The sequence below is a fragment of the Alistipes sp. An66 genome (assembly GCF_002161445.1).
Classification (GTDB): Bacteria; Bacteroidota; Bacteroidia; order Bacteroidales; family Rikenellaceae; genus Alistipes; species Alistipes cottocaccae.
The window spans coordinates 104,059-129,378 of record NZ_NFHT01000002.1; the positions used below are offsets into that span (position 1 = coordinate 104,059).

The 25,320-nt window shown below is 60.4% G+C and carries 28 protein-coding genes and 1 tRNA gene; 14 read left to right on the forward strand and 15 right to left on the reverse strand.

What is annotated here, in order from left to right; genetic code table 11:
• The first annotated feature begins 92 nt into the window (after positions 1-92).
• From B5G16_RS12830 to B5G16_RS02240, 5 genes are all read left to right on the forward strand, one after another.
• Complete coding sequence (locus B5G16_RS12830; RefSeq protein WP_087260666.1) at positions 93-320, forward strand: helix-turn-helix domain-containing protein; 228 nt, start codon at positions 93-95, stop codon at positions 318-320.
• A gap of 28 nt (positions 321-348) precedes the next feature.
• A complete protein-coding gene (locus B5G16_RS02225) occupies positions 349-582 on the forward strand; it encodes a helix-turn-helix domain-containing protein (RefSeq protein WP_239405924.1) in 234 nt (77 codons plus the stop codon).
• Between the two features lie 14 nt (positions 583-596).
• Complete coding sequence (locus tag B5G16_RS02230) at positions 597-1,412, forward strand: endonuclease/exonuclease/phosphatase family protein (RefSeq protein WP_239405925.1); 816 nt, start codon at positions 597-599, stop codon at positions 1,410-1,412.
• A gap of 166 nt (positions 1,413-1,578) precedes the next feature.
• Positions 1,579-4,308 carry a pyruvate, phosphate dikinase gene (gene ppdK / locus B5G16_RS02235; protein ID WP_087260668.1) on the forward strand — a complete coding sequence of 910 codons (2,730 nt, stop codon included), beginning with the start codon at positions 1,579-1,581 and terminating at the stop codon, positions 4,306-4,308.
• Positions 4,309-4,478: 170 nt separating this feature from the next.
• Positions 4,479-4,940 carry an outer membrane beta-barrel protein gene (locus tag B5G16_RS02240; protein ID WP_087260670.1) on the forward strand — a complete coding sequence of 154 codons (462 nt, stop codon included), beginning with the start codon at positions 4,479-4,481 and terminating at the stop codon, positions 4,938-4,940.
• A gap of 188 nt (positions 4,941-5,128) precedes the next feature.
• Here B5G16_RS02240 and B5G16_RS02245 read toward each other — a convergent pair whose 3' ends face one another.
• The 9 genes from B5G16_RS02245 to B5G16_RS02285 form a co-directional block, all read right to left on the reverse strand.
• Positions 5,129-5,608: a hypothetical protein gene (locus B5G16_RS02245; protein WP_087260673.1), complete on the reverse strand. Its 480-nt coding sequence runs from the start codon at positions 5,606-5,608 to the stop codon at positions 5,129-5,131.
• A gap of 109 nt (positions 5,609-5,717) precedes the next feature.
• Positions 5,718-6,026: a TRL-like family protein gene (locus B5G16_RS02250; RefSeq protein ID WP_087260674.1), complete on the reverse strand. Its 309-nt coding sequence runs from the start codon at positions 6,024-6,026 to the stop codon at positions 5,718-5,720.
• Between the two features lies 1 nt (position 6,027).
• Entirely contained in the window at positions 6,028-6,573 is a 546-nt protein-coding gene (gene def / locus B5G16_RS02255; RefSeq protein ID WP_087260676.1) for a peptide deformylase, read from the reverse strand.
• A complete protein-coding gene (gene ruvX / locus B5G16_RS02260) occupies positions 6,570-6,983 on the reverse strand; it encodes a Holliday junction resolvase RuvX (protein ID WP_087260677.1) in 414 nt (137 codons plus the stop codon). The genes def and ruvX overlap by 4 nt, the downstream gene beginning before the upstream one ends.
• 22 nt (positions 6,984-7,005) lie before the next feature.
• Positions 7,006-8,550, reverse strand: a complete 1,545-nt coding sequence (locus B5G16_RS02265; RefSeq protein WP_087260679.1) for a glycine--tRNA ligase — start codon at positions 8,548-8,550, stop codon at positions 7,006-7,008.
• Between the two features lie 436 nt (positions 8,551-8,986).
• Positions 8,987-9,622 carry a JAB domain-containing protein gene (locus B5G16_RS02270; protein ID WP_239405926.1) on the reverse strand — a complete coding sequence of 212 codons (636 nt, stop codon included), beginning with the start codon at positions 9,620-9,622 and terminating at the stop codon, positions 8,987-8,989.
• A gap of 52 nt (positions 9,623-9,674) precedes the next feature.
• The gene (rnc, locus tag B5G16_RS02275) at positions 9,675-10,433 is read right to left on the reverse strand and encodes a ribonuclease III (RefSeq protein ID WP_087260933.1); all 759 of its coding nucleotides are present in this window, start codon (positions 10,431-10,433) and stop codon (positions 9,675-9,677) included.
• A 39-nt stretch (positions 10,434-10,472) separates the two neighbouring features.
• A complete protein-coding gene (fabF, locus tag B5G16_RS02280) occupies positions 10,473-11,720 on the reverse strand; it encodes a beta-ketoacyl-ACP synthase II (RefSeq protein ID WP_087260683.1) in 1,248 nt (415 codons plus the stop codon).
• A 44-nt stretch (positions 11,721-11,764) separates the two neighbouring features.
• A complete protein-coding gene (locus B5G16_RS02285; protein WP_087260685.1) occupies positions 11,765-12,001 on the reverse strand; it encodes an acyl carrier protein in 237 nt (78 codons plus the stop codon).
• A 177-nt stretch (positions 12,002-12,178) separates the two neighbouring features.
• On the opposite strand from B5G16_RS02285, the gene pepE reads away from it, so the two are divergent.
• The 4 genes from pepE to B5G16_RS02305 all read left to right on the forward strand — a co-directional run bounded on the left by pepE (position 12,179) and on the right by B5G16_RS02305 (position 15,531).
• Positions 12,179-12,880: a dipeptidase PepE gene (gene pepE / locus B5G16_RS02290; protein WP_087260687.1), complete on the forward strand. Its 702-nt coding sequence runs from the start codon at positions 12,179-12,181 to the stop codon at positions 12,878-12,880.
• Between the two features lie 85 nt (positions 12,881-12,965).
• Positions 12,966-13,808, forward strand: a complete 843-nt coding sequence (locus B5G16_RS02295) for a prephenate dehydrogenase (protein ID WP_087260689.1) — start codon at positions 12,966-12,968, stop codon at positions 13,806-13,808.
• Positions 13,808-14,170 carry a YraN family protein gene (locus B5G16_RS02300; protein WP_442856526.1) on the forward strand — a complete coding sequence of 121 codons (363 nt, stop codon included), beginning with the start codon at positions 13,808-13,810 and terminating at the stop codon, positions 14,168-14,170. Before B5G16_RS02295 ends, B5G16_RS02300 begins: the two co-directional genes overlap by 1 nt.
• 134 nt (positions 14,171-14,304) lie before the next feature.
• Entirely contained in the window at positions 14,305-15,531 is a 1,227-nt protein-coding gene (locus B5G16_RS02305; RefSeq protein WP_087260691.1) for a 3-deoxy-D-manno-octulosonic acid transferase, read from the forward strand.
• Between the two features lie 287 nt (positions 15,532-15,818).
• Here B5G16_RS02305 and B5G16_RS02310 read toward each other — a convergent pair whose 3' ends face one another.
• Positions 15,819-17,105 carry an L-cysteine desulfidase family protein gene (locus tag B5G16_RS02310; RefSeq protein ID WP_087260692.1) on the reverse strand — a complete coding sequence of 429 codons (1,287 nt, stop codon included), beginning with the start codon at positions 17,103-17,105 and terminating at the stop codon, positions 15,819-15,821.
• Positions 17,106-17,182: 77 nt separating this feature from the next.
• Between B5G16_RS02310 and B5G16_RS02315 the strand changes: the two genes are divergently transcribed.
• The 3 genes from B5G16_RS02315 to B5G16_RS12715 are packed head-to-tail and all read left to right on the forward strand — an operon-like array spanning position 17,183 to position 18,799.
• A complete protein-coding gene (locus B5G16_RS02315) occupies positions 17,183-17,770 on the forward strand; it encodes an NUDIX hydrolase (protein ID WP_087260694.1) in 588 nt (195 codons plus the stop codon).
• Positions 17,771-17,789: 19 nt separating this feature from the next.
• A complete protein-coding gene (locus tag B5G16_RS02320; RefSeq protein ID WP_087260696.1) occupies positions 17,790-18,644 on the forward strand; it encodes a 4Fe-4S binding protein in 855 nt (284 codons plus the stop codon).
• The gene (locus B5G16_RS12715) at positions 18,641-18,799 is read left to right on the forward strand and encodes a hypothetical protein (protein WP_162612005.1); all 159 of its coding nucleotides are present in this window, start codon (positions 18,641-18,643) and stop codon (positions 18,797-18,799) included. The genes B5G16_RS02320 and B5G16_RS12715 overlap by 4 nt, the downstream gene beginning before the upstream one ends.
• A gap of 106 nt (positions 18,800-18,905) precedes the next feature.
• Here B5G16_RS12715 and B5G16_RS02325 read toward each other — a convergent pair whose 3' ends face one another.
• The 3 genes from B5G16_RS02325 to B5G16_RS02335 form a co-directional block, all read right to left on the reverse strand.
• Positions 18,906-20,099, reverse strand: a complete 1,194-nt coding sequence (locus B5G16_RS02325; RefSeq protein ID WP_335340984.1) for a transglutaminase-like domain-containing protein — start codon at positions 20,097-20,099, stop codon at positions 18,906-18,908.
• Complete coding sequence (locus tag B5G16_RS02330; protein WP_087260940.1) at positions 20,096-20,827, reverse strand: copper homeostasis protein CutC; 732 nt, start codon at positions 20,825-20,827, stop codon at positions 20,096-20,098. The genes B5G16_RS02325 and B5G16_RS02330 overlap by 4 nt, the downstream gene beginning before the upstream one ends.
• 220 nt (positions 20,828-21,047) lie before the next feature.
• Positions 21,048-21,485, reverse strand: a complete 438-nt coding sequence (locus B5G16_RS02335; protein ID WP_087260698.1) for an Hsp20/alpha crystallin family protein — start codon at positions 21,483-21,485, stop codon at positions 21,048-21,050.
• Between the two features lie 269 nt (positions 21,486-21,754).
• Between B5G16_RS02335 and B5G16_RS02340 the strand changes: the two genes are divergently transcribed.
• Together B5G16_RS02340 and B5G16_RS02345 are read left to right on the forward strand one after the other, a co-directional pair.
• Complete coding sequence (locus B5G16_RS02340; RefSeq protein ID WP_087260700.1) at positions 21,755-22,336, forward strand: GNAT family N-acetyltransferase; 582 nt, start codon at positions 21,755-21,757, stop codon at positions 22,334-22,336.
• A 153-nt stretch (positions 22,337-22,489) separates the two neighbouring features.
• Positions 22,490-22,562: transfer RNA gene (locus B5G16_RS02345), tRNA-Phe, on the forward strand.
• Positions 22,563-22,819: 257 nt separating this feature from the next.
• On the opposite strand, the gene B5G16_RS02350 is transcribed toward B5G16_RS02345, so the two are convergent.
• Together B5G16_RS02350 and B5G16_RS02355 are read right to left on the reverse strand one after the other, a co-directional pair.
• Entirely contained in the window at positions 22,820-24,670 is a 1,851-nt protein-coding gene (locus tag B5G16_RS02350) for an outer membrane beta-barrel family protein (RefSeq protein ID WP_087260702.1), read from the reverse strand.
• Positions 24,667-25,251 carry a hypothetical protein gene (locus B5G16_RS02355; RefSeq protein ID WP_087260704.1) on the reverse strand — a complete coding sequence of 195 codons (585 nt, stop codon included), beginning with the start codon at positions 25,249-25,251 and terminating at the stop codon, positions 24,667-24,669. Before B5G16_RS02355 ends, B5G16_RS02350 begins: the two co-directional genes overlap by 4 nt.
• Positions 25,252-25,320: the final 69 nt, after the last annotated feature.

Genomic DNA, 25,320 nt, shown 5'->3' on the forward strand with positions numbered 1-25,320 from the left:
CGTCACCCAGTTATTACTGGGCATTGATTGTGTATACACAAGCATTCCGTTCTACAAGTTCCATAGTTTTACATTGTAAAACAGAACGAATTGTGATATACCCGATCGACCAATATATTATCGACGCCGTTCGCAAAGAGAGGAAACGGCAAAATATCTCCCAAGCCTTGCTGGCTTATGGGATCGGCGTATCCAAAAGTTTCATCGGACAGGTTGAAAGTCCCAAGTATAACATCAAATACAATCCACACCATATCAACGAAATCGCCAAATACCTCGGTTGCTCGCCCCGCGATTTCCTGCCCGAAAAACCGCTTTAATTTATCCCCAAAGGGCTTAAACTCTCCTGTGAAACTGAAAAGCGAATTCGATCAGTATGTCAGCGCAGCAGTCCGCCAAAAGCGGATCGCTCATGACATCACACAAGCCGATTTGGCCATCGGGATCGGAGTGAGCGACGGTTTCATCAGTCAGGTGGAGAGCCCCAAAAGCCCTTCCAAATACAACCTCAACCATCTGAACAAAATCGCAAAGTTCCTCGGCTGCTCGCCCCGGGACTTCCTGCCCGAAAATCCCCTTTAACCCGTCAGCCGCCCATGTCGCGTCCGCTGTCGATCTTCGCAATCCTCATACTGGCAACCCTTGCCGCCGCGGCCAGAAACTCCGTCGGCATCGCCTTCTATGACGTCGACCGCATCTACGACACCATCCCGGCACTCTTCTACGACGACTCCGACTATACGCCCGACGGGCGTTACGGCTGGAACACGGAACGCTACACGCGCAAAATCCAAAACACGGCCGCCGTCCTCGACTCCATGGCGCTCGACATCGTCGCGCTGTGGGGCGTGGAGAACGAACAGGTCGTCCGCGACCTCGCCGCCGCATGCCGCGAAGGCTACTCCTACCTCCACCGCACGCTCAATACGCTCGACGGCATGGACTTTGCCCTGCTCTACTACGGCGACCGCTTCTACCCCGAACGGGTCGAAACCGGACGCCGCTACCTCTACGTGGAGGGCGAATGCGCGGGACAGACCATCGGGTTGGCCCTCTGCGGCGATGTCCGCACGGCCGAATGGCTCGTCGCGGACCTCCGCGAGGAGCATCCCGGCGTTCCGCTTGTCGTGCTCGGGAGGGTCGGAAGGCTCCCCGCCGCGGCGTTCGGACTGCACGACGCCACGGCCCGCGCCGAAAAGGCCGGACGCGGCAACATCCGCCGTGCGGGAGGCTGGGAGATGAGGGACCGCATTCTCGTGGACACGGCGCTGAACTGCCGCGGAGGGGATGTCTACGCCCGCCGCTATCTGGTTGACCAAAAGACCGGTAGCCCGTTGCGGACCTACGACCGCGGAGTCTATCGCGGCGGTTACGGCTATTCGCTTCCGGTGTTCGCATATATCCGGCCGTGAGATTTGGATTTCCCGAAAATTTTTCCTATTTTCGCATTCCCTCCGAGCGAAAATAGCCTTTTGCAACGCGGTCGAAAAGTCGTAACCGCGATTTTTTCGGGTCCGGGGGATTGAATTTGTGAAATTTTATTTATTTTTATAGATACAATCCAAAAATCAGAAAACTATGGCAGACGTTAAACGAGTCTACACCTTCGGCAACAAAGAGGCCGAAGGAAACGGCAAAATGCGGGAACTGCTCGGCGGTAAGGGTGCGAACCTCGCCGAAATGAACCTCATCGGCATTCCCGTGCCCCCGGGATTCACCATCACCACCGAGGTGTGCACCGAATATTACAGCCACGGCAAGGAGGCGGTCATCAAACTCCTCAAACCCGAAGTCGAAAAGGCCATGACCAACATCGAGAAACTCACCGGCATGAAGTTCGGCGACAAGGAGATGCCGCTGCTCGTCTCGGTGCGTTCGGGCGCCCGCGCCTCGATGCCCGGCATGATGGACACGATCCTCAACCTCGGCATGAACGACCAGGCCGTGGAGGCCGTCGCCAAGCGTACGGGCAACCCCCGCTTCGCATGGGACTCGTACCGCCGTTTCGTACAGATGTACGGCGACGTCGTGCTCGGCATGAAACCCGTCTCGAAGGAGGACCACGACCCCTTCGAGGAGATCATCGACGCCCAGAAGAAGAAAAAGGGCGTGAAGAACGACACCGACCTGACGACCGACGACCTCAAGGAGCTCGTGAAGAACTTCAAGGCCGCCGTCAAGAAGCAGACCGGCGAGGACTTCCCGACCAATCCGTGGGACCAGCTCTGGGGTGCCATCTGCGCCGTCTTCGGATCGTGGATGAACGAGCGAGCCATCCTCTACCGCAAACTCAACAACATCCCCGCCGAGTGGGGTACGGCCGTCTCGGTGCAGGCGATGGTCTTCGGTAACATGGGCAACAACTCCGCAACGGGCGTAGCCTTCTCGCGCGACGCCGCAACGGGTGAGAACATCTTCAACGGCGAGTACCTGATCAACGCCCAGGGCGAGGACGTCGTGGCCGGCATCCGCACGCCGCAGCAGATTACGATCGAAGGCTCGAAGCGCTGGGCCAAGGCGCAGAACATCTCCGAGGAGGACCGCAAGAACAAGTATCCCTCGCTCGAAGAGGTCATGCCCGAGGTCTACAAGGAGCTGAACGAGATCCAGCACCACCTGGAACAGTACTTCACCGACATGCAGGACATCGAGTTCACGATCCAGGACGGCAAACTCTGGATGTTGCAGTGCCGCAACGGCAAGCGCACGGGTGCCGCCATGGTGAAGATCGCCATGGACATGCTACGCGAGGGGCTGATCGACGAGAAGACGGCTGTGCTGCGCTGCGAGCCCGCGAAGCTCGACGAACTGCTCCACCCGGTCTTCGACAAGAAGGCCATCGCCACGGCGCAGGTCATCACGAAGGGTCTGCCCGCCTCGCCGGGCGCCGCAACGGGTCCGGTGGTGTTCTTCGCCGAGGATGCCGAGAAGATCTACGCACAGAGCGGGCAGAAAGCCGTTCTGGTGCGCATCGAGACGTCGCCCGAGGACTTGAAGGGCATGCTGGACGCAGCCGGTATTCTGACGGCCCGCGGCGGTATGACGTCGCACGCCGCCGTGGTGGCACGCGGTATGGGCAAATGCTGCGTCTCGGGCGCCGGCGAGTTGCAGATCGACTACAAGGCCCGCACGATCCAGGTCAACGGATTCACCGTCAAGGAGGGCGACTGGATCTCGCTCAACGGTTCGACGGGTGAGGTCTACCTCGGACAGGTGGCCACGAAGGCCGCCGATTTGAGCGGCGACTTCGGCAAGCTGATGGAGCTGGCCGCAAAATATTCGGTGCTGAAAGTCCGCGCCAACGCCGACACGCCGAAGGATGCCGCACAGGCCTTCGAGTTCGGCGCCGAGGGTATCGGTCTCTGCCGCACGGAGCACATGTTCTTCGAGGGCGACCGCATCAAGGCGATCCGCGAGATGATCCTGGCCGACGACGAGGCCGGACGCCGCGTGGCGCTGGCGAAGCTGCTGCCGATGCAGCGCGGCGACTTCGAGGGTCTGTTCAAGGCCATGAACGGCTATCCGGTGACGGTGCGTCTTCTGGACCCGCCCCTGCACGAGTTCGTGCCCCACGATGAGAAGGGACAGAAGGAGATGGCACAGGAGATGGGCGTTCCGATGCAGAAGATCGTCGCCAAGGTCGAGTCGCTGGCCGAGTTCAACCCGATGCTGGGACACCGCGGCTGCCGTCTGGGCAACACCTATCCGGAGATCACCGAGATGCAGGCCCGCGCCATCATCGAGGCTGCGATGAACGTCAAGGCCATGGGCATTCCGGTACACGTGGAGATCATGGTTCCGCTGGTGGGCAACCACAAGGAGCTCCGCTACCAGAAGAACATCATCGACTCGACGGCCGAGCAGGTCTTCTCGGAGCGCAACGACAAGATCGACTACATGGTCGGCACGATGATCGAGGTTCCGCGCGCCGCCGTGACGGCCAACCAGATCGCCGAGGTCGCCGAGTTCTTCTCGTTCGGAACCAACGACCTCACGCAGATGACGCTGGGCTTCTCGCGCGACGACATCGGCAAGTTCCTGCCGATCTATCTGGACAAGGGCATTCTGAAAAACGACCCGTTCCAGATCCTCGACCGCAACGGTGTGGGCCAGCTGATCCGCGAAGCCGTCTTCAAGGGCCGCGGCACGCGCCCGACGCTCAAATGCGGCATCTGCGGCGAGCACGGAGGCGAACCCTCGTCGGTGGAATTCTGCCACTACGCAGGTCTCAACTACGTGAGCTGTTCGCCGTTCCGCGTGCCCATCGCACGTCTGGCCGCCGCACACGCTGCGCTCAACCAGAAGTAATCCGGGCCTTGCCCGTCGTTCGGAAAACCCGCGGTTTCGGCTGCGGGTTTTTCCTTTTGGTCGACAAATACACCGGATTCGTTGAATTTATTACCAGGAATCGGTATTTTTTATTATATTTGTTCTTGGCAAACAATTTGAAAGATTCGTTCACAAATATCAACAGAACCATGAAAAAGTTTTTATTCTCGGCGATTGCCGCACTGTTTGCGGTAACGGCAGCATCGGCACAGGATGCAGGTAGCTGGGCAGTGGGCCCGCGCATGAACATCTACACCAACACGGGGGATGCCGTAGTCGGACTGGGTGCCTATGGCCGTTACAGTTTCGATGGCAACTGGCGCATCGAGCCTTCGTTGATGGCATTGTTGCACGAGCACTGCTCGCTCGACATCAGCTGCGATGCCCAATATGTCTTCCATGTAGGCAGCGGCTGGCATCTCTATCCGGCAGCCGGTATTACGATCAATGATATCGGCCGTTGGGCCGCAGGTCTGAACATCGGCGGCGGGTTCGACGTCGAAGTTGCACAGAACTGGGATATCTCCGCCGGCTTGAAGTGGCAGCCCATGTTCGACGATATACGCAAGAATCCGGTCGTCATCAGCGTCGGAGCCAGCTACAAGTTCTGATCCGGGGGGGGGCCGGCAGAGAGAAGAGGAGTGAGGAGTGAGGAGTGAAGAGTGAGGAGTGAAGAGAGAGGAGTGAGGAGAGAGGAGTGAGGAGAGAGGAATAAGGAGAGAGGAGAGCGAAGAGATACAGGCCCGAAAGAGATCCCTGAAAAAACACCCCGTCACCTTATCGGTGACGGGGTATTTTTTCAGCGGGCCTCGTTCACACGAATCATCTCGAAGATCCGACAACCGATCGGCGCATAGGAACGCCAAGCGGAACGCTTGACGCGATAGACCCGCGACTGCCCGCCGACATGAAGCGTCACCTCGGGCAGAGCCGTCTCGTCGAAGAATCCGCACAGAAGCAAAGCGTCGACCTCAAACGTATAACGGTGCTTCCAACCCCGCTTTTCGGGTTCGAGATAGATCTTCGCAACCGGCCCGGCCATCACCGTACGCCCCGACACGAACCGAACCGAATCCACCGGAACGGACTCATCCGAATAACAGGTGAAATTCAGCGTTGCACGTCCCGTCCGATGCTCCTTGTAGGTGATGTCGAAGGTCAGGTCGCCCGCCTCCGGATGCTCGAACAACGTCACCGGAAAGGTGTGGTAAATCGTACCGTCAGCCTCGGCCTTCGAGACGTAGTGCGGGCGGATATTCTGCCCGGCAGCCGTCGACACGACTCCGACGGCAAAAAACCCCGCCAGAAACAGTCTCCCGATCCATGAGGCCCGACCTGCCGCAGCTGCCCACGAGTGCAGCCCGGATTCAATCTCCCGCCGTTCCCGGTCAGTCGCCGTAGACGATGATCGTATAGATCGTGTAAACCCCCACATAGGATTTGGTCTGATAGTCCACGTGGTGGATCCGCGTGATGCCGGCCTCACGGGCAGCGGTCTGGATGCTCGCATCGCCGAGCGCCACCAGTCCGACATAACCCTTGACCTCGGCGGTGCCGACCTTGCTCGATCCGGCATTGCCCGTGACGGCCAGTCCGTCCTTCACATCGGTGTAGATGCCGCCCACGACCGGCGACTTGGCGCAGCCGACACTCAACAACGCGGCGCACGCAAAAATGCCTGCAAGCAACTTTTTCATGTTATCGGGTTTTATAGGCGCAACGGTACTTACCCTTGGCCAGATTCAACAGTTTTCCTTTGAGCAGCTGACGCCGCAGGGGCGAGATACGGTCGGTGAAGACCTTGCCCTGGATGTGGTCGTACTCGTGCTGGATGACCCACGCTTTGAGGCCCGTGAACTCCTCGTCGTGCTCCACGAAGTCCGTATCGAGGTAGCGCATCCGGATCGAGAGCGAGCGCGGCACGTCGGCGTAGATCCCCGGGAAGGAGAGACACCCCTCGCTGTACGTCTTCGTCTCTTCGGAGTATTCGTAGATCTCGGCATTCACGAAGGCGCGCTTGTAGTCGGCACACGCAGGATCCTCCTCGGCCCAGGGCGTGCAGTCGACGATGAAGAAGCGGAGGTTCTTGCCGACCTGCGGGGCGGCAAGCCCCACACCGCCGGCCTCCTCCAGGGTGAGGAACATGTCCTCCTCGAACTTTTTGACGTCGAGGGTCTCGGGCGTGACGGGCGCGCAGGGTTTCCGCAGCACCTCGTCACCGTATATGACAATCGGGTATATCATCGGTTGAATTCCATGTAACTTTGTAAAATAATCGTCGCGGAGATCTTGTCCACCAGCGCCTTGTCGCGGCGTGCCATGCGTCCGATGCCGCTTTCGAGCATCGTGCGGTGGGCCATCACCGAGGTGAAGCGTTCATCGTGGAAGACCACCTCCTTGTCGGGCCAGGCCCGTTGCAGACGTCGGGCCAGCGGCTCAACGAAACGCCACGTATCGGAGGGCGTGCCGTCCATCCGCATGGGTTTCCCCAGCACGATGGTCGAGACCTCCTCCCGGGCGAAGTAGTCGGCCAGCCAGTGTTCCAGCTCCTTCGTGGGGACGGTTTCCAACCCTCCGGCAATCAACCGCAGAGGATCGCTCACCGCGATCCCCGTGCGTTTCGTGCCGTAGTCGATGGCCAGAATGCGTCCCATGCCGGAGCTTCCGAAAACCCGCTTACAGGTTCAGTTTGCGGAACAGCTTGCGGTAGGAGCACTCCTCGTCGACCAGTGCCGGAAGGGCCTCGATCTTCACGCGCTCCTGCGCCATCGTGTCGCGGTGACGGACGGTGACGGTGCCGTCTTCGAGCGTCTGGCCGTCGACCGTGACGCAGAACGGCGTACCGATGGCATCCTGACGGCGGTAGCGCTTGCCGACCGAATCCTTCTCGTCGTAGACGACGTTGTAGTCGTATTTCAGCAGGTCGACGATCTTCTGGGCCACCTCGGGCATGCCGTCCTTCCTGACGAGCGGCAGCACGGCCACCTTCACCGGAGCAAGCGCCGCCGGGAAGCGCAGCACGACACGCGAGTCGCCGCCTTCGAGCGTCTCCTCGGTGTAGGCCGCCGACATCACTTGCAGGAACATGCGGTCGACGCCGATCGACGTCTCCACGACATACGGAACATAGCTCTCGCCCGTCTCGGGATCGAAGTACTGCATCTTCTTGCCCGAATATTTCTGGTGGTTGCCCAGGTCGAAGTCCGTACGCGAGTGGATACCCTCGACCTCCTTGAATCCGAACGGGAAGTTGTACTCGATGTCGGTGGCGGCGTTGGCGTAGTGGGCCAGCTTCTCATGGTCGTGGAAGCGGTAGTTGTCGTCGCCGAAGCCCAGGGCGCGGTGCCAGGCCATACGGGTGTTGCGCCACTCGTTCCACCACTGCATCTCGGTGCCGGGGCGCACGAAGAACTGCATCTCCATCTGCTCGAATTCACGCATGCGGAAGATGAACTGACGGGCCACGATCTCGTTGCGGAAGGCCTTGCCGATCTGTGCGATACCGAACGGGAGTTTCATGCGTCCGGTCTTCTGGACATTCAGGAAGTTCACGAAGATACCCTGCGCCGTCTCGGGACGCAGGTAGATCGTCGAGGCGCCCTCGGCCGTGGAACCCATCTGCGTCGAGAACATCAGGTTGAACTGACGCACCTCGGTCCAGTTGCGCGTTCCGGAGATCGGACAGGCGATCTCGCAGTCGAGGATGATCTGCCGCAGTTCCACAAGGTCGTTGGCATTCATCGCCGCAGCGAACCGGCTGTGCACCTCGTCGCGTTTGGCAGCCGTCTCGGCCACGCGGGGCGACGTTTCGCGGTATTTCGCCTCGTCGAAGTCGGCGCCGAAGCGTTTGCGGGCCTTTTCGACCTCCTTCTCGATCTTCTCGTCCTGCTTGGCGAGCCAATCCTCGATAAGCACGTCGGCACGGTAACGCTTCTTCGAGTCCTTGTTGTCGATCAGCGGGTCGTTGAAGGCGGCCACGTGTCCCGAAGCCTCCCACGTCCTGGGGTGCATGAAGATCGCGGCGTCGATGCCGACGATGTTCTCATGCAGCTTGACCATCGAGTCCCACCAGTAGCGTTTGATGTTGTTCTTCAACTCCACGCCGTTCTGGCCGTAATCGTAGACCGCACCCAGACCGTCGTAGATCTCGCTCGAAGGGAATACGAACCCGTACTCCTTGCAGTGAGCGACCAGCTTCTTGAAAAGTTCTTCCTGCGTCATCGTATTCTGTTTTTACTGATTTTCCAAAAGGCAAATGTACAAAAAAATAGGAAACCTGGGCCCGCACTCCGATTTTATTTCCACATTTAGGGGATCCGGGAGATTTTCCGGCGGGAAAATGGTTCGAAAAAACCGGGTACGTCTGGTATGGCACGCGATACCGCCGGAAGCATGTCCTCCGGTCCGCGCTTTCCCGCACGCTCCTTGCAGCCCGCCTCCGCTCGGATCTTCTTGCGGCCCGGTTCTTCCAGCCCGCCTCCGCTCGGGTCTTCTTGCAGCCCGGTCCTTCCAGTCCCTCCCCGGCCCTTCCAGTCCCTCCCTGGCCCTTTCAGGCCCTCCCCGGTCCTTCCAGCTCCTCCCTGGCCCTTTCAGGCCCTCCCGGTCCTTCCAGCTCCGCCCGGCCCTTTCAGACCCTCCCGGTCCGCGACGGCCGCTCCTACCCGATCAGCCCCTCGCGTCGGAACGAGAAATCGCCGTCCCGCGCAATGATCAGGTGATCCAGCAGCCGGATGTCGAACAGCGCCGCAGCTTTGGCGATACGTTCGGTCAGGAGTTTGTCCTGCGCACTCGCCTCGGGAGTTCCCGACGGATGGTTGTGAATCAGGATGAGTTGTGTGGCGAGCAACTCCAACGCCCGTTTCACGATCAGCCGATGGTCGACGACCGTTCCCGTCACACCCCCCTGACTGACCCGCTGGCGTTCGATGATCCGGTTCGACGAGGTGAGATAGACCACCCAGCACTCCTCGTGGGTCAGCCGTTCGAGCCGGGGCCGGAACAGGCGGACCACATCGTCGCTCGTCGCCACGAAATCGGACTCCGCAACTCCGGCTGCCGCCACGCGGCGTCCGAATTCCGCCGCCGTCAGCAACATCCGGGCCCGTTTCAGCCCGAGGCCGCCGATCATCCGCAGCCGGGCTTCGGGTTCGGCAGCCAGTCGGGACAACGAGCCGCCGCATGACTCCCAAAGCACCCCGGCCAACGCCTCGTCCTCGACCAGCAACGACAACAACTCCCGGTCGTCGAGTGCTTCGACGCCCCGGGAGGCCATTTTATTACGGATATTCTGCATGGGTTTCGGTAAAATCGGGTGAAAAGACCCGGACAACGGCCCGGAACTCCGGTCACCGGGACATCCGGTCGACCTTGTCCAGCAACGAGGCGCACTGCTCATCGGTCATGTACTGCGACACCGAGAAGGCGGCATGCTGTTCAGCCTCCTTCTTCGAATCCCCGGCACCGTGGCCGACCTCCATGTCGTCGACCAGCACCGTACAGTAAAAAACCGGATGGTTGGGCGAAGTACCTTTTTCGGACTCCGTGCGGAAGTGGACCCGATGGCGGTTCTTCTGACACCATTCGATCAACCGGCTCTTGAAATCGGTCTCCGAATGGGTCAGTTCGTCCAGATTCAGATAGCGGTAATAGATCCGGTTGATCAGCAACCGGTTGACGAAGTCGTACCCCTGATCGAGATAGACCGCCCCCATCATGGCCTCGAACGCATCTCCGTAGATGTGTTTCTGAGCGATTCCGGCCCCGCCGTTCGAAATGACGTGGCGGTCCAGTCCGAGGTTCACGGCCAGGGCGTTGAGCGACTGCCGCGAGACGATCTTCGAGCGCAACTGGGTCATGAACCCCTCGTCGCGATCGGGATATTCGATGAAAATGTAGTCGGAGGTCACGGCCTCGATCACGGCATCGCCGAGGTATTCGAGCCGTTCGTTGTTGATGGCCCGGCCATCCTCCAAAACCAAAGAAGCTGACTTGTGAATCAAAGCCAGCTTGTAGAGTTCGACGTTGTGCGGGACGAACCCGAACAGATCGTCGACGATTCTGTAATAGAATTTGTCACGTCCGAAATTCCGCCGCAGCGGACGCAGAAGGAAGTCGATCACGGCGCGGGGACGTTGACAAACGGGTTAGAGTTTGCGGAAGATCACCGTCGAGTTGTGACCGCCGAAACCGAAGGTATTGCTCAACGCGCACTTGACCTCGCGTTTTTGAGCCTCGTTCAACGTCAGGTTCAACTTCGGATCGATGGCCGGATCGAGCGTCTGACAGTTGATCGTGGGAGGCACCACGCCGTGGGTCATGGCGAAGATGCAGGCCAGGGCCTCGACGGCGCCGGCGGCACCCAGCAGGTGTCCGGTCATGGATTTCGTCGACGAGATGTTGACGTTGTAGACGTGTTCGCCCAGCACTTCGGCAACGGCCTTCAATTCGGGGAGGTCGCCGGCGGGCGTCGACGTACCGTGTACGTTGACGTAGTCGATCTCCTCGGGACGGATTCCGGCGTCCTTGATGGCGTCGCGCATGGCCTTGATGGCGCCCTTTCCTTCGGGATGGGGAGCCGTGAAGTGGTAGGCGTCGGCCGAAGCTCCCCCGCCGATGATCTCGCAATAGATCTTTGCACCGCGGGCCTTTGCGTGCTCGTACTCCTCGAGGACGAGGGCGCCGGCGCCTTCACCGATGACGAAGCCGTCACGATCCACGTCGAAGGGGCGCGAAGCGTGCTGGGGGTCGTCGTTGCGGGTCGAGAGGGCCTGCATGGAGTTGAAACCTCCGACAGCCGGTTCGTTGACCGCAGCCTCGGAGCCGCCCGTCACCATGACATCGGCCTTGCCGTAGCGGATGGCGTCGAAAGCGGCGATCATGCCGTGGTTCGACGATGCGCAGGCCGAGACCGTGCAGTAGTTGGGGCCCATGAAGCCGTACTTCATGGAGATGAATCCGGCGGCGATGTCGGCGATCATGCGGGGGATGAAGAAGGGGCTAAACCGCGGGGTTCCATCCCCAGCGGCATAGCCCAGACATTCGTCGAAGAACGATTTGAGTCCTCCGATACCCGAGCTCCAAATGACTCCGACCTGCTCCTTGTCGATGGTTTCGAGATCGAGCGCCGAGTCCTCGACGGCCTGCGTCGCCGCGATCAGGGCATACTGCGTGAAGAGGTCGTACTTGCGGACCTCCTTGCGGTCGAAATATTGTGCCGGGTCGTAATTTTTTACTTCACAGGCAAATTTGGTCTTAAATTTTTCAGCATCGAAATGAGTAATGGGTGCGGCACCGCTGACTCCCTTCTCCAAATTCGAAAAATACTCTTCAATATTATTGCCGAGCGGGTTGATCGTCCCGATGCCCGTAACAACTACTCTTCTTTCAGTCATAAATTCAAGACTCTTGCCGTGAACAAAAAATTCCTGCGAAAAAATTATTTCTTGTGCTCCTCGATGTACTTGACAGCGTCACCTACGGTAGCGATCTTCTCAGCGTCCTCATCCGGGATCTGGATATCGAAAGCCTTTTCGAACTCCATGATCAGCTCTACGGTGTCGAGCGAGTCTGCGCCCAGGTGGTTGGTGAAGCTGGCTTCGGGAACTACCTCCGACTCCTTGACACCCAGTTTATCGACGATGATCTCGACAACTTTTGATTGAACTTCTGACATAATCTTTAAGTTTTTAGTTAAACAATTATTGGAAACAGTTCAGTACATTTCCAGGGTAATTTTGCGCAAAAGTAACACTTTTTTTATTACTTTTGACAAAAGAACGTGATTTTTTATTCACAACTTTTTCGACATTTAGCACAAAATCGTCTGTAACAAACTAAATATCACTCGATTATGAAATTGCTCCTGATCTCGAATTCGACCAATGCCGGTGAAGAATACCTGCGCTACCCGCTCCCGGAAATCGGGCGCTTTCTGGCCGGCATCCACGAGATCGCCTTCGTTCCCTACGCCGCCGTGACCTTCTCCTACGCCGAGTACGAGCGGAAAGTCCAGGCGCGCTTCGCCGAACTCGGCATCCGGGTCCGCTCGGTCCACCGGACAAAGGACCCCGCAGCGATGATCCGCACGGCCGAGGCAATCTGCGTGGGCGGCGGGAACACCTTCGCCCTGGCGCGGAAGATGCAGCAACAGGGGCTCATGCAGGCCATCCTGCGCCGGATCAAGGCCGGAACGCCCTACGTGGGGTGGTCGGCCGGAAGCAACGTCTGCTGTCCGACGATCTCGACGACGAACGACATGCCGATCGTCGAGCCCGAATCGTTCCGTGCCATCGGAGCCGTGAAATTCCAGATCAATCCCCACTACCTCGACGCCAATCCGGCCGGACACGCCGGGGAGACGCGCGAGCAGCGCATCCTCGAATTCATCGAGGCCAATCCGCGGCGGTGGGTCGCCGGACTGCGCGAGGGGTGCATGCTGCGGCTCGAAGGGGAGCGGCTGGAACTGATCGGCAACCGTCCGATGCGTCTGTTCCGCAAAGGCGTCGAGACCTTCGAGGTGCAGCCGGGCGACGATCTGTCGTTCCTATTATAAATATAGGTAACCCGCCCGCGGGAAGCCGCATACGGCGGACGAAGGCGGATGGGAGTTTGCAAACGCATAAATTCAGAAGATAGTCATGAAAGTATTGATCGTCGGACTGGGACTGATCGGAGGATCCTTTGCCCTGGCGTTGCGCGACCATGAACTCGCCGACGAGATCCTCGGGGTCGAGAACTCCGAGGAGCATGCCGTCGAAGCGCTCCGGCTGAGGCTTGCCGACCGGCTGGTGACGTTCGAGGAGGGGATTCCCGAGGCCGACCTGATCGTGCTGGCCACGCCCGTAGATACCATTCCGCTGCTGGCCGTCAAGGCGCTCAACCGGGTGAACGACCGGCAAATCGTCATCGACATGGGCTCGATCAAGAGCGAGTTGTGCGAGGTGATCTCGATGCACGCCCGCCGCGGGCGCTTCGTGGCCGTGCATCCGATGTGGGGCACGGAGTACAGCGGTCCGAAAGCCGCACAGCGCGGCGCCTTCACGGGCCGCAACGTCGTCTTCTGCGACACGATGCGCAGCGATCGCGACGCCCTGCACGCCGTGGAGCGGATCTTCCGCACGTTGAACTGCCCGGCCGTCTACATGGACCCCGAAGAGCACGACCTGCATGCCGCCTACGTGTCGCACATCTCCCACGTCACGTCGTTCGCACTGGCGCTCACCGTTCTGGAAAAGGAGCGTGAGGAGCGGCACATCTTCGACCTGGCGGGCGGCGGATTCGAGAGCACGGTACGTCTGGCGAAGAGTGCTGCGGCGACATGGGTCCCGATCCTGCTGCGCAACAAGTACAACGTGCTGGACGTTCTGCGCGAGCACATCCACCAGTTGCAGATCCTGCGCAAGATGCTCGAACGCGACGATGCCGAGGGGCTGAAAGCCGCCATGGAGAAGGCCAACACCATCCAACGGATCCTGCACTGATGACCACGGCCGAGACGGGTGCGGCCGGGGAACGTGCCGCTGCCGAGTATCTCCGCAAGGCGGGGTACCGGCTTTTGGAGCGGAACTGGCGACGGGGGAACTACGAGTTGGACCTGGTGGTCACGGATGGCGAGGTGCTGCACATCGTGGAGGTCAAGACGCGGCATGCGGGGGCGTTGACGCCGCCCGAAGCGGCAGCCACGCGGCGCAAGTTCCGGGCATTGACGCGGGCGGCTGCGGCATATCTCCGGGAGACGGGGTGGACGGGCGAGGTACAGTTCGACGTGGCGGCGGTCGAGGTTGCGGCAGACGGAACGATGCGCGTGGAATGGATTGAAAATGCGTGGGAATACAACTGGTAATTTTGCTTTTACGACAAATTATGCTATCTTTGTCGAACCAAAAAAACAGCCCTTCCGGAAAGTAGGTTGCGAGCGGGAGGAGGGGGCAAGTCAAAAGATTCGATATTGAACAATTTCAACACCATAGACTGCTGATGTGGTTCTATAATCTCGGCCTGCTGCTTTACGTATGGGCCATCCGTCTCGTGGCGCCGCGCCACCGGAAAGCCCGGCTTTGGCTCGAAGGGCGCAAGGACCTCTTCCGCCGTATGCGGGAGGCCATCGACCCGGCAGCCCGGGTTGTGTGGATCCATGTGGCATCCCTCGGAGAGTTCGAGCAGGGGCGTCCCATCATCGAACATCTCCGCAAGACTCATCCCGAGTACAAGATCCTGCTGACCTTCTTCTCTCCTTCGGGTTACGAAATCCGCAAGGACTACAAGGGTGCCGACTATATCTTCTACCTGCCGCTCGACACGCCGCGCAATGCCCGGCGGTTCCTCGATGCGGCGCATCCCGAAATTGCCGTCTTCGTCAAATACGAATACTGGCTCAACCTGTTGCGGGAGTTGCGGCGCCGCAAGATCCGCACCTATGTCGTCTCGGCGATTTTCCGCCGCGATTCGATCTTCTTCCGTCCCTACGGCGGGATGTGGCGACAGGCGTTGGAGTCCTTCGACGTGATGTTCGTCCAGAACGAGGAGTCGAAGAAACTGCTCGCCACGCTGGGATTCGACAACGTGCTGGTGGCCGGGGACACACGTTTCGACCGCGTGGCGGAGATCGCCCGTTCGGCCAAACATGTCGACATCGTGGAGCGCTTCAAGGGCGACGCGCGGTTGTTCGTGGCCGGATCGACCTGGGGGCCCGACGAGGAGCTGCTCATCCGGCTGATCAACGACAACCCGGAGGTGAAATTCATCATTGCCCCGCACGAAATGGACGAAAGCCGCATCGCCCGCCTCATCGAGGAGACGAAAGGCGGTGCGCTGCGCTATACGCAGTGCACCCCGCGCACGGGATACGGATCGCGCCAGGTGCTGATTCTCGACACGGTGGGACTGCTTGCATCGGTCTACGGCTACGCCACATGGAGCTACATCGGCGGCGGATTCGGGGTCGGCATCCACAACACGCTGGAAGCCGCGACATTCGGTCTGCCGGTCGCCTTCGGGCCCAACTATCACAAGTTCAAGGAGGCGCGGGATCTCGTCACGCTCGGGGCCGCGCGGTCGATATCGAACTACGAGGAGTTGCAGCACTGGTTCATTCCCTTGCGCGACAACGAGGAGTTCCTGCAAAAGACCTCCCGCATTGCCAAGGACTACACGACACGTCATCAGGGGGCCACGAACATCATCGTAAAGACCATCTTCCACTGATCCTGCGAGGGGTGGGCCGGAAGAGGGACGAAGAGTGAGGACCGAAGAGTGAGGACCGAGAGAGGGCGGAGAACGGATGAAGTGAGGGCCGGAGAGAGGACGAAAAAGGGACGGAGAAGAGGAACGGAAGAGGACGGAAGAGGACGGAAGAGGACGGAAGAGGACGGAAGAGGACGGAAGAGGGGAGGGAAACGGAGGATGGGGGTGAGAGCCGGATTCCCGACCGACGAAATACGAAAAACCCGGAACCTGTACGGCTCCGGGTTTTTCAATTATTCGGAAAACGGTTACTCCTTGTGGGTCATGATATCGAGAACGAGACGGTCGGTTTCATCCATACCGTCGCGGCCGATGGTCGTGAGATTGCGGATGCAGCGGTCCACATCCTCCTCGATGATCCCCTCCACGGAGCTGACGCAACGCCCGTCCATGGCCATCATCGCCGACAACACGGCCGTCGAGACACCGCTCATGAGTTTCATGGCACAACTCGGCTTCGCACCGTCGCAGATCATGCCCGTCAGATTGGCGATCATGTTCTTCACGGCGGCCGCAGCCCGATCATAATCCCCGCCCATCAGATAGGTGATGCCGCAGCTCGACCCCGTGGCCGCCACGACACACCCGCACAGGGCCGACAGACGCCCCAGACTCTGCTTGATGTAGACGACCGTCAGATGGCTCAACGTCAAGGCGCGGATCGTCTGCTCCTCCGACGCGCCCGTCTCCCGGGCATAGACGGCAACGGGCAGCGTGGCGGCGATTCCCTGATTGCCGCTGCCGGAGTTGCTCATCACGGGAACCATCTCTCCGGCCATCCGGGCGTCGCACGCCGCCGACGTATAGGAGAGAATCCGCGTGAAGAGGCTGTCGCCCATCACCTTCCGCTCCCGGTCGCAGCGCAGCGTCCGGCCCACGCAGTGGCCGTATTCGCCCGTGAAGGCGTGCTCCGCGGCAGCCATGTTCAGACGCCGCGATTCGAGAATGAAGCGGATCTCGTCGAGCGGTGTGGTCATGGCGAACTCCCACACGCGGCGCAGCGTCAGCGGGACCTCCGTTTCGGACTCTTCCGCACCCATCGCCGCCCGCCTGTCGAACAGCGCCTCGCCGTCGCGGTCGAGATAGACGAAATCGGTGTGTCCTCCGGCAATGATCGCCAGCGCCTTATGGCCGCCGGCCTCAACCTCCGCTTCAATATATAGTTTTTCGGTGATATCCTCTTTCAGGGCAATGGAGATGCGTTTTTCGTCGATCATCCGACGGCCCTGCTCCACGGCTTCGGGCGTCACGTCACGCAGCACTTCGAGCTGATACGCCGAACGGCCGATCAGCGCCCCGAGCGCCACGGCGATCGGAAGGCCGATCATCCCCGTGCCGGGAATCCCCACGCCCATGGCGTTTTTCAGAATATTTGCACTCAACCGGACCGCAATCCGTTCGGGCACTTCGCCGAGCGTCTCCTTCGCACGCGCCACACACAACGCCACGGCAATCGGTTCCGTGCATCCGATCGCCGGAATGACTTCCCTCCGGATCAAATCGATGATCCCCTTTCGTTCACTTTCCGGTAGCATGATTCTGGCTGTTTTGATCTCTGGTCAACAAAGATACGAAAATTTCACTACATTTGTGAGAGAAGAACGACCAAGCCATGAAAAAGCCGAAAAACCGCCCCTGGAAGGTGCTGACCAGCGAATACCTGGCCCGCAGGCCGTGGTTCACCGTGCGGCACGAGCGACTCGAACTCCCCGACGGGCAACGGGTTCCGGACTACTACGTCTTCGAATACCCGGACTGGATCAACATCACGGCCATCACGCGCGACGGCCGGTTCGTACTGATCGACCAGTACCGACACGGTCTCGGAGAAACGGACTACGAGATTCCGGCCGGAGTTTCCGAGCCGACGGATGCCTCGATGCTGGCGGCAGCGCAGCGCGAGCTGGCCGAGGAGACGGGCTACGGCGGCGGCGAATGGCAGCTGCTCACGGTCGTGGCGCCCAACCCTGCGACGCAGAACAACCTCACCCACTGTTTCCTCGCCACGGGCGTAGAACGGATCGGCGAACAGCACCCCGACCCGACCGAAGACCTGCGGGTACACCTGATGACGCGCCGCGAGGTGCTCGACCTGCTGCGCCGCAACGAGATCCGGCAGGCGTTGATGGCGGCGCCGCTGTGGCGTTATTTCGCCGAGCACCCCGATCCGGAGGATCGGCTTCCGGCACAGGAATCCTGAACCCAGCCACCCGACAACCATGAAAAAACACGATTCGATCCGCACGATCATCTTTTCACCGACCGGGACCTCGAAGAGAATCGCCGAGGCCATCACCCGGGGGATTGCCGCGCCGGACAGCAGTGCCTCCCCGACCCTCACCGCGCAAACGCTCGACCTGACGCATGCCGCCGCTCCGGAAACGACGGTTCCGGAGGAGTGCATCGCCGTCATTGCCGTGCCCGTCTACGGCGGGCACATCGCCCCGGCGGCGGCCGAACGGCTCCGGAACATCCGCGGGTCGGGCGGTCCGGCGGTCGTCGTGGCCGTGTACGGCAACCGGGCCTTCGAGCATGCCGTCACGGAGCTGGCCGCGTGGGCCTGCCGGCAGGGATTCGTACCGGTAGCCGCCGGAGCCTTCGTCGGCGAACACTCCTACTCCACACCGGAGACACCGATCGCCGCCGGACGTCCCGATGCGCAGGACCTCACCGCCGCTGCCGTCTTCGGACAGGCCGTCCGGCGAAAACTCGATGCCGGCGACACCTCGCCGGTCGACGCCTCGCAGTTGAAAGACCGCCGTGCGCCAAGTCTCTCGACGCTGCGCTTCATCCGCTTTGTCCTGCGCTACCGACGCCAACAGAAGAAACACCCCGTGGTCTACCTGCCCGAAGGCGATGCAGAATGCTGCACCCATTGCGGACGCTGTGCGGCGATCTGCCCCGTCGGAGCCATTCCGCGCGGCGACGAGACCCGCACCGATCCGGCGCGCTGCATCCGCTGCTGCGCCTGCGTCAAGGGGTGTCCGGTCGGTGCGCGGACGTTCCACACCCCCTTTGCCGCGGCCCTCGCCCGCAACTTCGCTCGGCGCAAGGAGCCCGTCACCCTCCTGTGACCGAATGGTTTCCGGCCCCGCACCATGCCACCCCGGCGCGTTCACCACGCTTTGGGAGCAGCGGAGTCTATGAACGGACGGGATTCCGCATCATCGGACGCGACGACCTCGATCCGTCGGGCAAACCCTGCCCCATCCTGCATCCGGGGATGTGACGGTTCGGAGCAGCGCATACGAAAAAGGCGGGCATCCTTCCCGGGACACCCGCCTTTCCTATTCCGTCCGCAGCGGCTCGGATCCCTCCGCCCGCACGGGTCCGGATCACTCCATGTAACCCACGACCGCAAGCGGCTCCTCGCCTACCTCGACCGTCACCTCCGTCAGCTCGCCCCGCGCATTCTCGTAGCGGAACGTACAACGCGACCCCTTTTCGAGCAGGAAGCGCAGCGCATCGTTCATGTCCTGCTGCGGACCCGAAGTGCGGCCTCCGCCCACCTGCTCCGTACCGCAGAAGACATCGACATTCGCCGGCGTGCGTCCGGCCGAGGTCCCCTCGACCGCGGCGTTGCGGTACATCGTGAAGGTCACCGGCACGTGGGTCCCGCTGGCCAGCCGTTCGTCGAACAGCTTCCGGCTGACCTCCCGGTAGCGGCGCGTCACCTCGACGGCATGGACCTCGCGCGAATCCTCGCTCCACACCATCGGGAACCAGTCGCCCGCAGGGCGGAACGACACGGCATAGATCGCATGCTCCCGGTCGCCTTCGATCGCCTGTCCGGCGTCGGCCAGGAACCACGCACGGTCGAAACCGACGAAATTATACTCCGTGAAGTGCCATTCTCCGTCGCACCACACCTCCGTCCAGCTGTGGTTGCCGCGGTTGTCGTGCCAGGCCGCCGTCCCGACGAACCGCGCCGGGATCCCCACGGCCCGCAGGGCATCGACCAGCAGCACCGAAAGCCCCGTACAGGAGGCCATGCCCTGACGCATCGACTCCGCAGGGCTCTGGTTGGTCTTCTCGCGCAGCGTGTTGTACTCGACGCCGACCCGTCGGGCGATCTCCCGGTTCACGGCCTCGGCCGCCTCGCGCATCGTCCGACACCCCTCCACGCAGGGGGCGAAGCGATCGAGGAAGTCGGCCCGCCAGGCGTCGCGCACCTCGTCGACCACGGCATAGGGCAGCACATCGTTCAGGAAAACGGAGTCGGGCAGCGCCCGGGTCCAGGCATAGCGCTCGCGGGCCCGGAAGGCGCAGGTCACGTTCTCGCGCAGCAGGCCGAGCCGCATCGTATCGCGGTCGCCGCGCGGCATCCAGGCAATCAGGAAAGCCATCGCCTCGCGTTCGGCGCGCGGCGTCTCGCGCAGCAGCATCCGCAGGCTGTCGGCCCGCGGGCACTCGGCAAGGGCCGCATCGAGCAGCGGGTCATAGGATTCGGGAATGCCGCTTCCGTAGCGGCTGCCGCCGCAGGCACACAGCCCGAGGCACATCAAGAGGGTCAGCAGTCGTATCATCATTCGAGTTCTTTGAGGATTTTTCGGACCAGCGTCTCGTCGGCGCACATCGTGGCGTATTCGGGGACCTCCCCGACGCCGCCCATCGAGACATTCGGATTGCGGAAGCGCATGCGGCTCTCGCGCCACCCCCGGGCGCTGAAATGCAGAGCATCGACCCCCGCGTCGGCCAGCAGCCGGGCATTCGCGGCATTCACGCCGCTGCCGGCCATGATCTCAATCCGCCCGGCAGCCCGCACGACCAGTTCGCGGAGCGTATCGATCCCCTCCACGGCGGTGTTGCGCCCGCCGGAGGTGAGGATCCGGCGGCACCCGCAGCCGATGACCGTTTCGAGCGCCGAGAGCGGATCGCGCGTCATGTCGAAGGCGCGGTGGAAGGTCACCTCCAAACCGCCGGCTTCGGAAACCAGCGCCGCCGTCCGGGCGGCATCGACCTCGCCGTCGGGCGTCAGCACCCCCAGCACTACGCCGTCGACGCCGCACGAACGGGCAAAACGGATCTCCCCGGCCATCTGCTCCAATTCCGGATCGGAGTAGCAGAAGTCGCCGCCGCGCGGGCGGATCATCACTTGCAGCCGGATGCCCGGGATGCGGCGGGCCAGGCGGATCGTCGCCGCCGAAGGGGTCGTTCCGCCCTCCCAGGGCGAAGCGCACAGCTCGACGCGCGTCACCCCGGCCCGGGAGGCCACGAGGCACGCATCGACGGAATAGGCACAAAGTTCGGTTGTCATGGTTTGCGTATGGTTCATATTGCGGCGGGACTTCCGGGCTTCGGGGCGCATATATCCACGACAGCCCCTCCGCCATCCCGCTCCTGTTTTTTGGGTTCCCCAAAGATAACCGTTTTTTCCATTCGCCGCTCCGTCCGGGGTGCGTTTTACCCGCCGAAACACAAAAAAAGAGGAGAATCCCGCCCATGCAGGATTCTCCCCGGATCCGGCTGTCAACCGATTATTTGATCTCGATCTGCCGTGCAGCCGATGCGGTCTCCGTCACCTTCTTCTTCGGGATGTCGATGCTCATCACACCGTGCTCGACCTTCGCGGAGATCTTGTCCCGCTCGACATTGTCCGGAAGCAGCAGGCTCTGCTGGAACTGCGTGTAGGAGAATTCACGCCGCAGATACGTGCCCTTGTGCTTCTTGTCCTCCTCCTTCTCCTCGCTGCGCTTCTCCATCGAGATGATCAGTTCGTTGTCCTCGTTGATATGGACCTTGAAGTCCTCCCGGGTCATACCCGGAGCGGCGACCTCGATCTTGTACTCGTCGTCGTTCTCGATGATGTTCACGGCAGGGGCCGTCGTATTGCGGCGTTCCATCAGCCAGTCGTTGGTCAGAAAATCGTTGAAAATGCTCGGCAGCCAGTTTTGATTCCGTCTTACAGGTACCATAGTTTTGTCCTCCTTGTTTTATTTTGGTTTAACATTTTTTCTTCGTCCCGCCCCCTCCGGAGCGGGTTCATCCGGAATCGGTCAAATCCTGTGCCACAACCCGAAATCGGAAAAATTGTCACAAATTGACATAATCAAAGACAATTCATGACAAAAAGCCGCCAGAATGTCCTGCCACGACGACAGATACAGATCTTTTCCTATTTTTGCAGCAGTCCGGAGGCCGTTCAGCGGGGGGGGGAGCAGACTGACGATTCACACAAAAGCCTATGAAAAACTACCGATTCCGACCGGCGACGTCCGACGACGTGCCGCGCATCCTGCAAATCATCGCCCAGGCCCAACGCCGCATGGCTGCGGCGGGCAGCGGGCAGTGGCAGAACGGCTACCCCGCATTGGGCAACATCGTCTCCGACCTCGGTCGCGGCTACGGGCATGTCCTCTGCTGCGACGCGGACTCCGGGGCGTGCGGACAGCGGGCATCCGTCGCAGGCCGAAACGATTCCGAAACGGTCGTCGCTTACGGAGCGATCGTTTTCGACGGCGAGCCGGCCTACGATGCCCTCGACGGACAGTGGCTCACTGCGGGACCTTATGTGGTCGTCCATCGGCTGGCCGTATCCGACGAGGCATTGGGACAGGGTCTCGGGAGGGCCTTTCTGCAACAGACGGAGCGGCTGGCCCGTGAACAGGGAGTCGGAGCCTTCCGCATCGACACGAATTTCGACAACCGCCGGATGCTCCATATCCTCGCCAGCGAAGGCTTTGTCTGCTGCGGGAAGATCCGATACGAAAGCGGCGAACGGCTGGCCTTTGAGAAGCGGCTCGGGGGCATCACCGAGAGGGGATAACCGGGATAAGGGCACCCGACGAATGGATCCGCAGGGAGTGCGGAGGGTGCTGCGACGACAAAAAAACGAGAATTTTTCATCGAGGACTTGCAGAATCGAAAATTTTGCTTACCTTTGCACCACGATACGACACAATGGTGTTCGATCGCGGATGGTGCCATAGCTCAGTTGGTAGAGCAAAGGACTGAAAATCCTTGTGTCCCCGGTTCGATTCCTGGTGGTACCACTGAAAATAAGAGAGTTACTTTCGTAACTCTCTTTCTTTCTTAGCTGAAATGCAGGGCAAAACAAGACCGTGTTTTCTCCGATGCTTTCCTCGAAATGGCAGCAGAGACCGTGTGCCATAAGTACAAAACGCCGAAAACGGAATGTCTCCCACCAACGTCAGACACGCCAAAGACAGGAAAACATGGACTGTGGACCCAGGGGGGGGGCGGGCCGGAACATTCCCAAAAACCGGTCCGGAGCCTATTATTTCTTGGATCAAATCCGATCCTCTATCCCCTTCCCGGACAGATGGCGCCGGGCCTGCCCCTTCACCTTCTTATTGCCGAAGGAACAGGAGATCACCACGTACAACTCCCGTCGGCCGAGATCGTTTCTATCATACGAACGCAGCAAATCGGTAACGGTCGTGGCCCTCGAAATTCCCCGGTTCAGAAGATCCTGCATCTTGACCGTAAAGCTCCATCCTGCAATCTGTTTCCGCAGGCCGACCGACAAAAGTTGGGAGCCCTCGAATCGGGTATCGGTATCCTGACAGGGCGTGTCCAGGAAAAAGGAGAGGTCGCAATACCATTTGCGCTGTTTCGACAGGGTAAACGTATTCATGGACATCAGCCAAAACGAGGACCCATCCGTATTCATCTCCCTCCCCAAGGGATTGCCCTTGAAGTGCGAATAGGCATAGGCCAGCGTGTTGGTCGTATTCCAGACACCGTTGAAGAAGCTTTTCGTATAGACGAAGTTGAAACCGAATTCCTGACTGTTCCCGTAATTGACCAGCGTATAGCGCATGACGTTGTTCTCCTCCGGGACGACGAATTGCGCCCATGCATCATAGTTGACCGTATAGGACGCCTGAAAAATGTAGTGGTCTTTTAATGTACAGGACAGCTCCTGCACCAGCGAAGGCGAAGATTGCAGAAACGGATTGTTCTCAACATAGGAGGTCGATGAAAAATAGTGCCGGAACGGATTGAGATCATTGAACCCGGGGCGTCGGATTTTCCCGCTCAAACTGTAAGAAAGAACGCCTTTGTATCCGAGAATCACCGTGGGGAACAGGTTGAACCGCGAGTTGGAGAACCGCTTGTCGCCGACATACTGGCGGCCTGTGTTGTGCATGTATTCCCCGCGCAGGCCCAGCGTCGTCTCGAAAGAATCGCTCCACGCCCGGCGGCAGGAGACGTAGGCGGCGCCGATCGTCTCGCCATACACGAAGCGGTTGGTGCGGTTCGGATCGTTGACATAGCTGCCGCCAACCGCATTGCCGAAAAACGTATCATTGTCCGTCGATGTGGAATAGAAGGCAACGCCGCCCTTCAACGTGTTTTCGGGCCCCGGGGACCACTGGTAGTCCATGCGGCCCGACCAGGCATCGACGGCTGTTGTGGCGCGCTGGATAAAGTCCGAGTTGCGATACATCGGGGCCCCGTTCTCATCCATACGGTCGCTGTACGTGAACGAATCCCCGGTCCGGCGGTTGTTCGAATAGCTGACATCCATGGTCAGCCGGTGCCGCGAGGGAACGATGTCGAACAGACAGATGATGCTTGCCGAGGTCTGGTTCACCGGATTCGCGCTTTCCGACCGGGAGCAGGTCAACGAATCCAGCATCTCCGCACGGCTGTACCGGTGGTCTGCCCGGCTGTCGCTCCGGTTGGCCCGGCAACTCCGGCTGAAATGCAGCCCGAGGGTGTGCCGGGGCGAGATTTCGTAATCGAGGCCGATCTTTCCGCCGACATAACCGCCGCCCTGTTTGTTACGGCCGAAACTACGGATATCGGTCTGCGTCTCAAAAACATTTTGCTCGGAAGCATTTTCCATGCAAGTAAGGCTTCGGCCTCCCCACAGGTTGGCGGCGAGGGAGACCTTTTGTCTCCGGAAGTTCAGGTTCAGCGATGCTCCGGGATTGTTCACGAAGCGGTTCTGGCGATCCTCCAGGCGCAGGGAGCCTTTCAAGCCGTCGGTCTGTTCCCGGATGACGACATTGATGATGCCGCCCGTACAGGAGGCCGCATATTCGCTGCCCGGCACGGTGATCACCTCGATGCGCCGGATCTCTTCCGACGGCACGGAGCGCAGATAAGCCATCAGGGCATCCTGACTCATGTGCGGGTCTTTGCCGTTGATCCGGATCGCCGTCCGGCTCTTGCCGACAATGTTGAGTTTGTCGTTTCCCGAGGAGATGACCAGCGGTGTGTGTTGCAGGAGTGCCGCGGCATCCGTCCCGGCCAGCCACGGGCGGCACTCACGTTGAAGACGAAGCGGTCGGACTTGCGCTGGAAGAGCGGCGCCTTGACAACCACCCCGCCGATGGCGTAATCCCGGGCCTGCATTTCGATTTCCAGCGGAGTGTCTCCCTCGATGGCGGTATAACGGTCGGCATAGCCGAGATAGGTCGCTTTCAGGAGCAGCGGCGCCGTGGTGTCCGGCAGTTTCAGGGCAAAATTCCCGTCCATATCAGCCATAGTGCTGACAAGCAGGGAACTGTCGGCCGCCTGCAACAGATGGAGATGCGCTCCGGGCAAGGAGCGGCGGTCGGCGGCATCGAACACGTGTCCGGAGATGGCCGCGGTCTGCGCCTGTGCGGGCGGCGTCAGCAGGAACAAGTGCAGCAAAGACGGAAGAAGCAGGAGACCGACCCGGTTCCCCCCCCCTTTGGAAATAGGAACAATCTGTTCATGATTCATATCTGTTTTTACGTATGGATAGCGTATGGCAGGTCCGGCATTCGGTGCCGCCCGGTTCGGCCGGGCGGA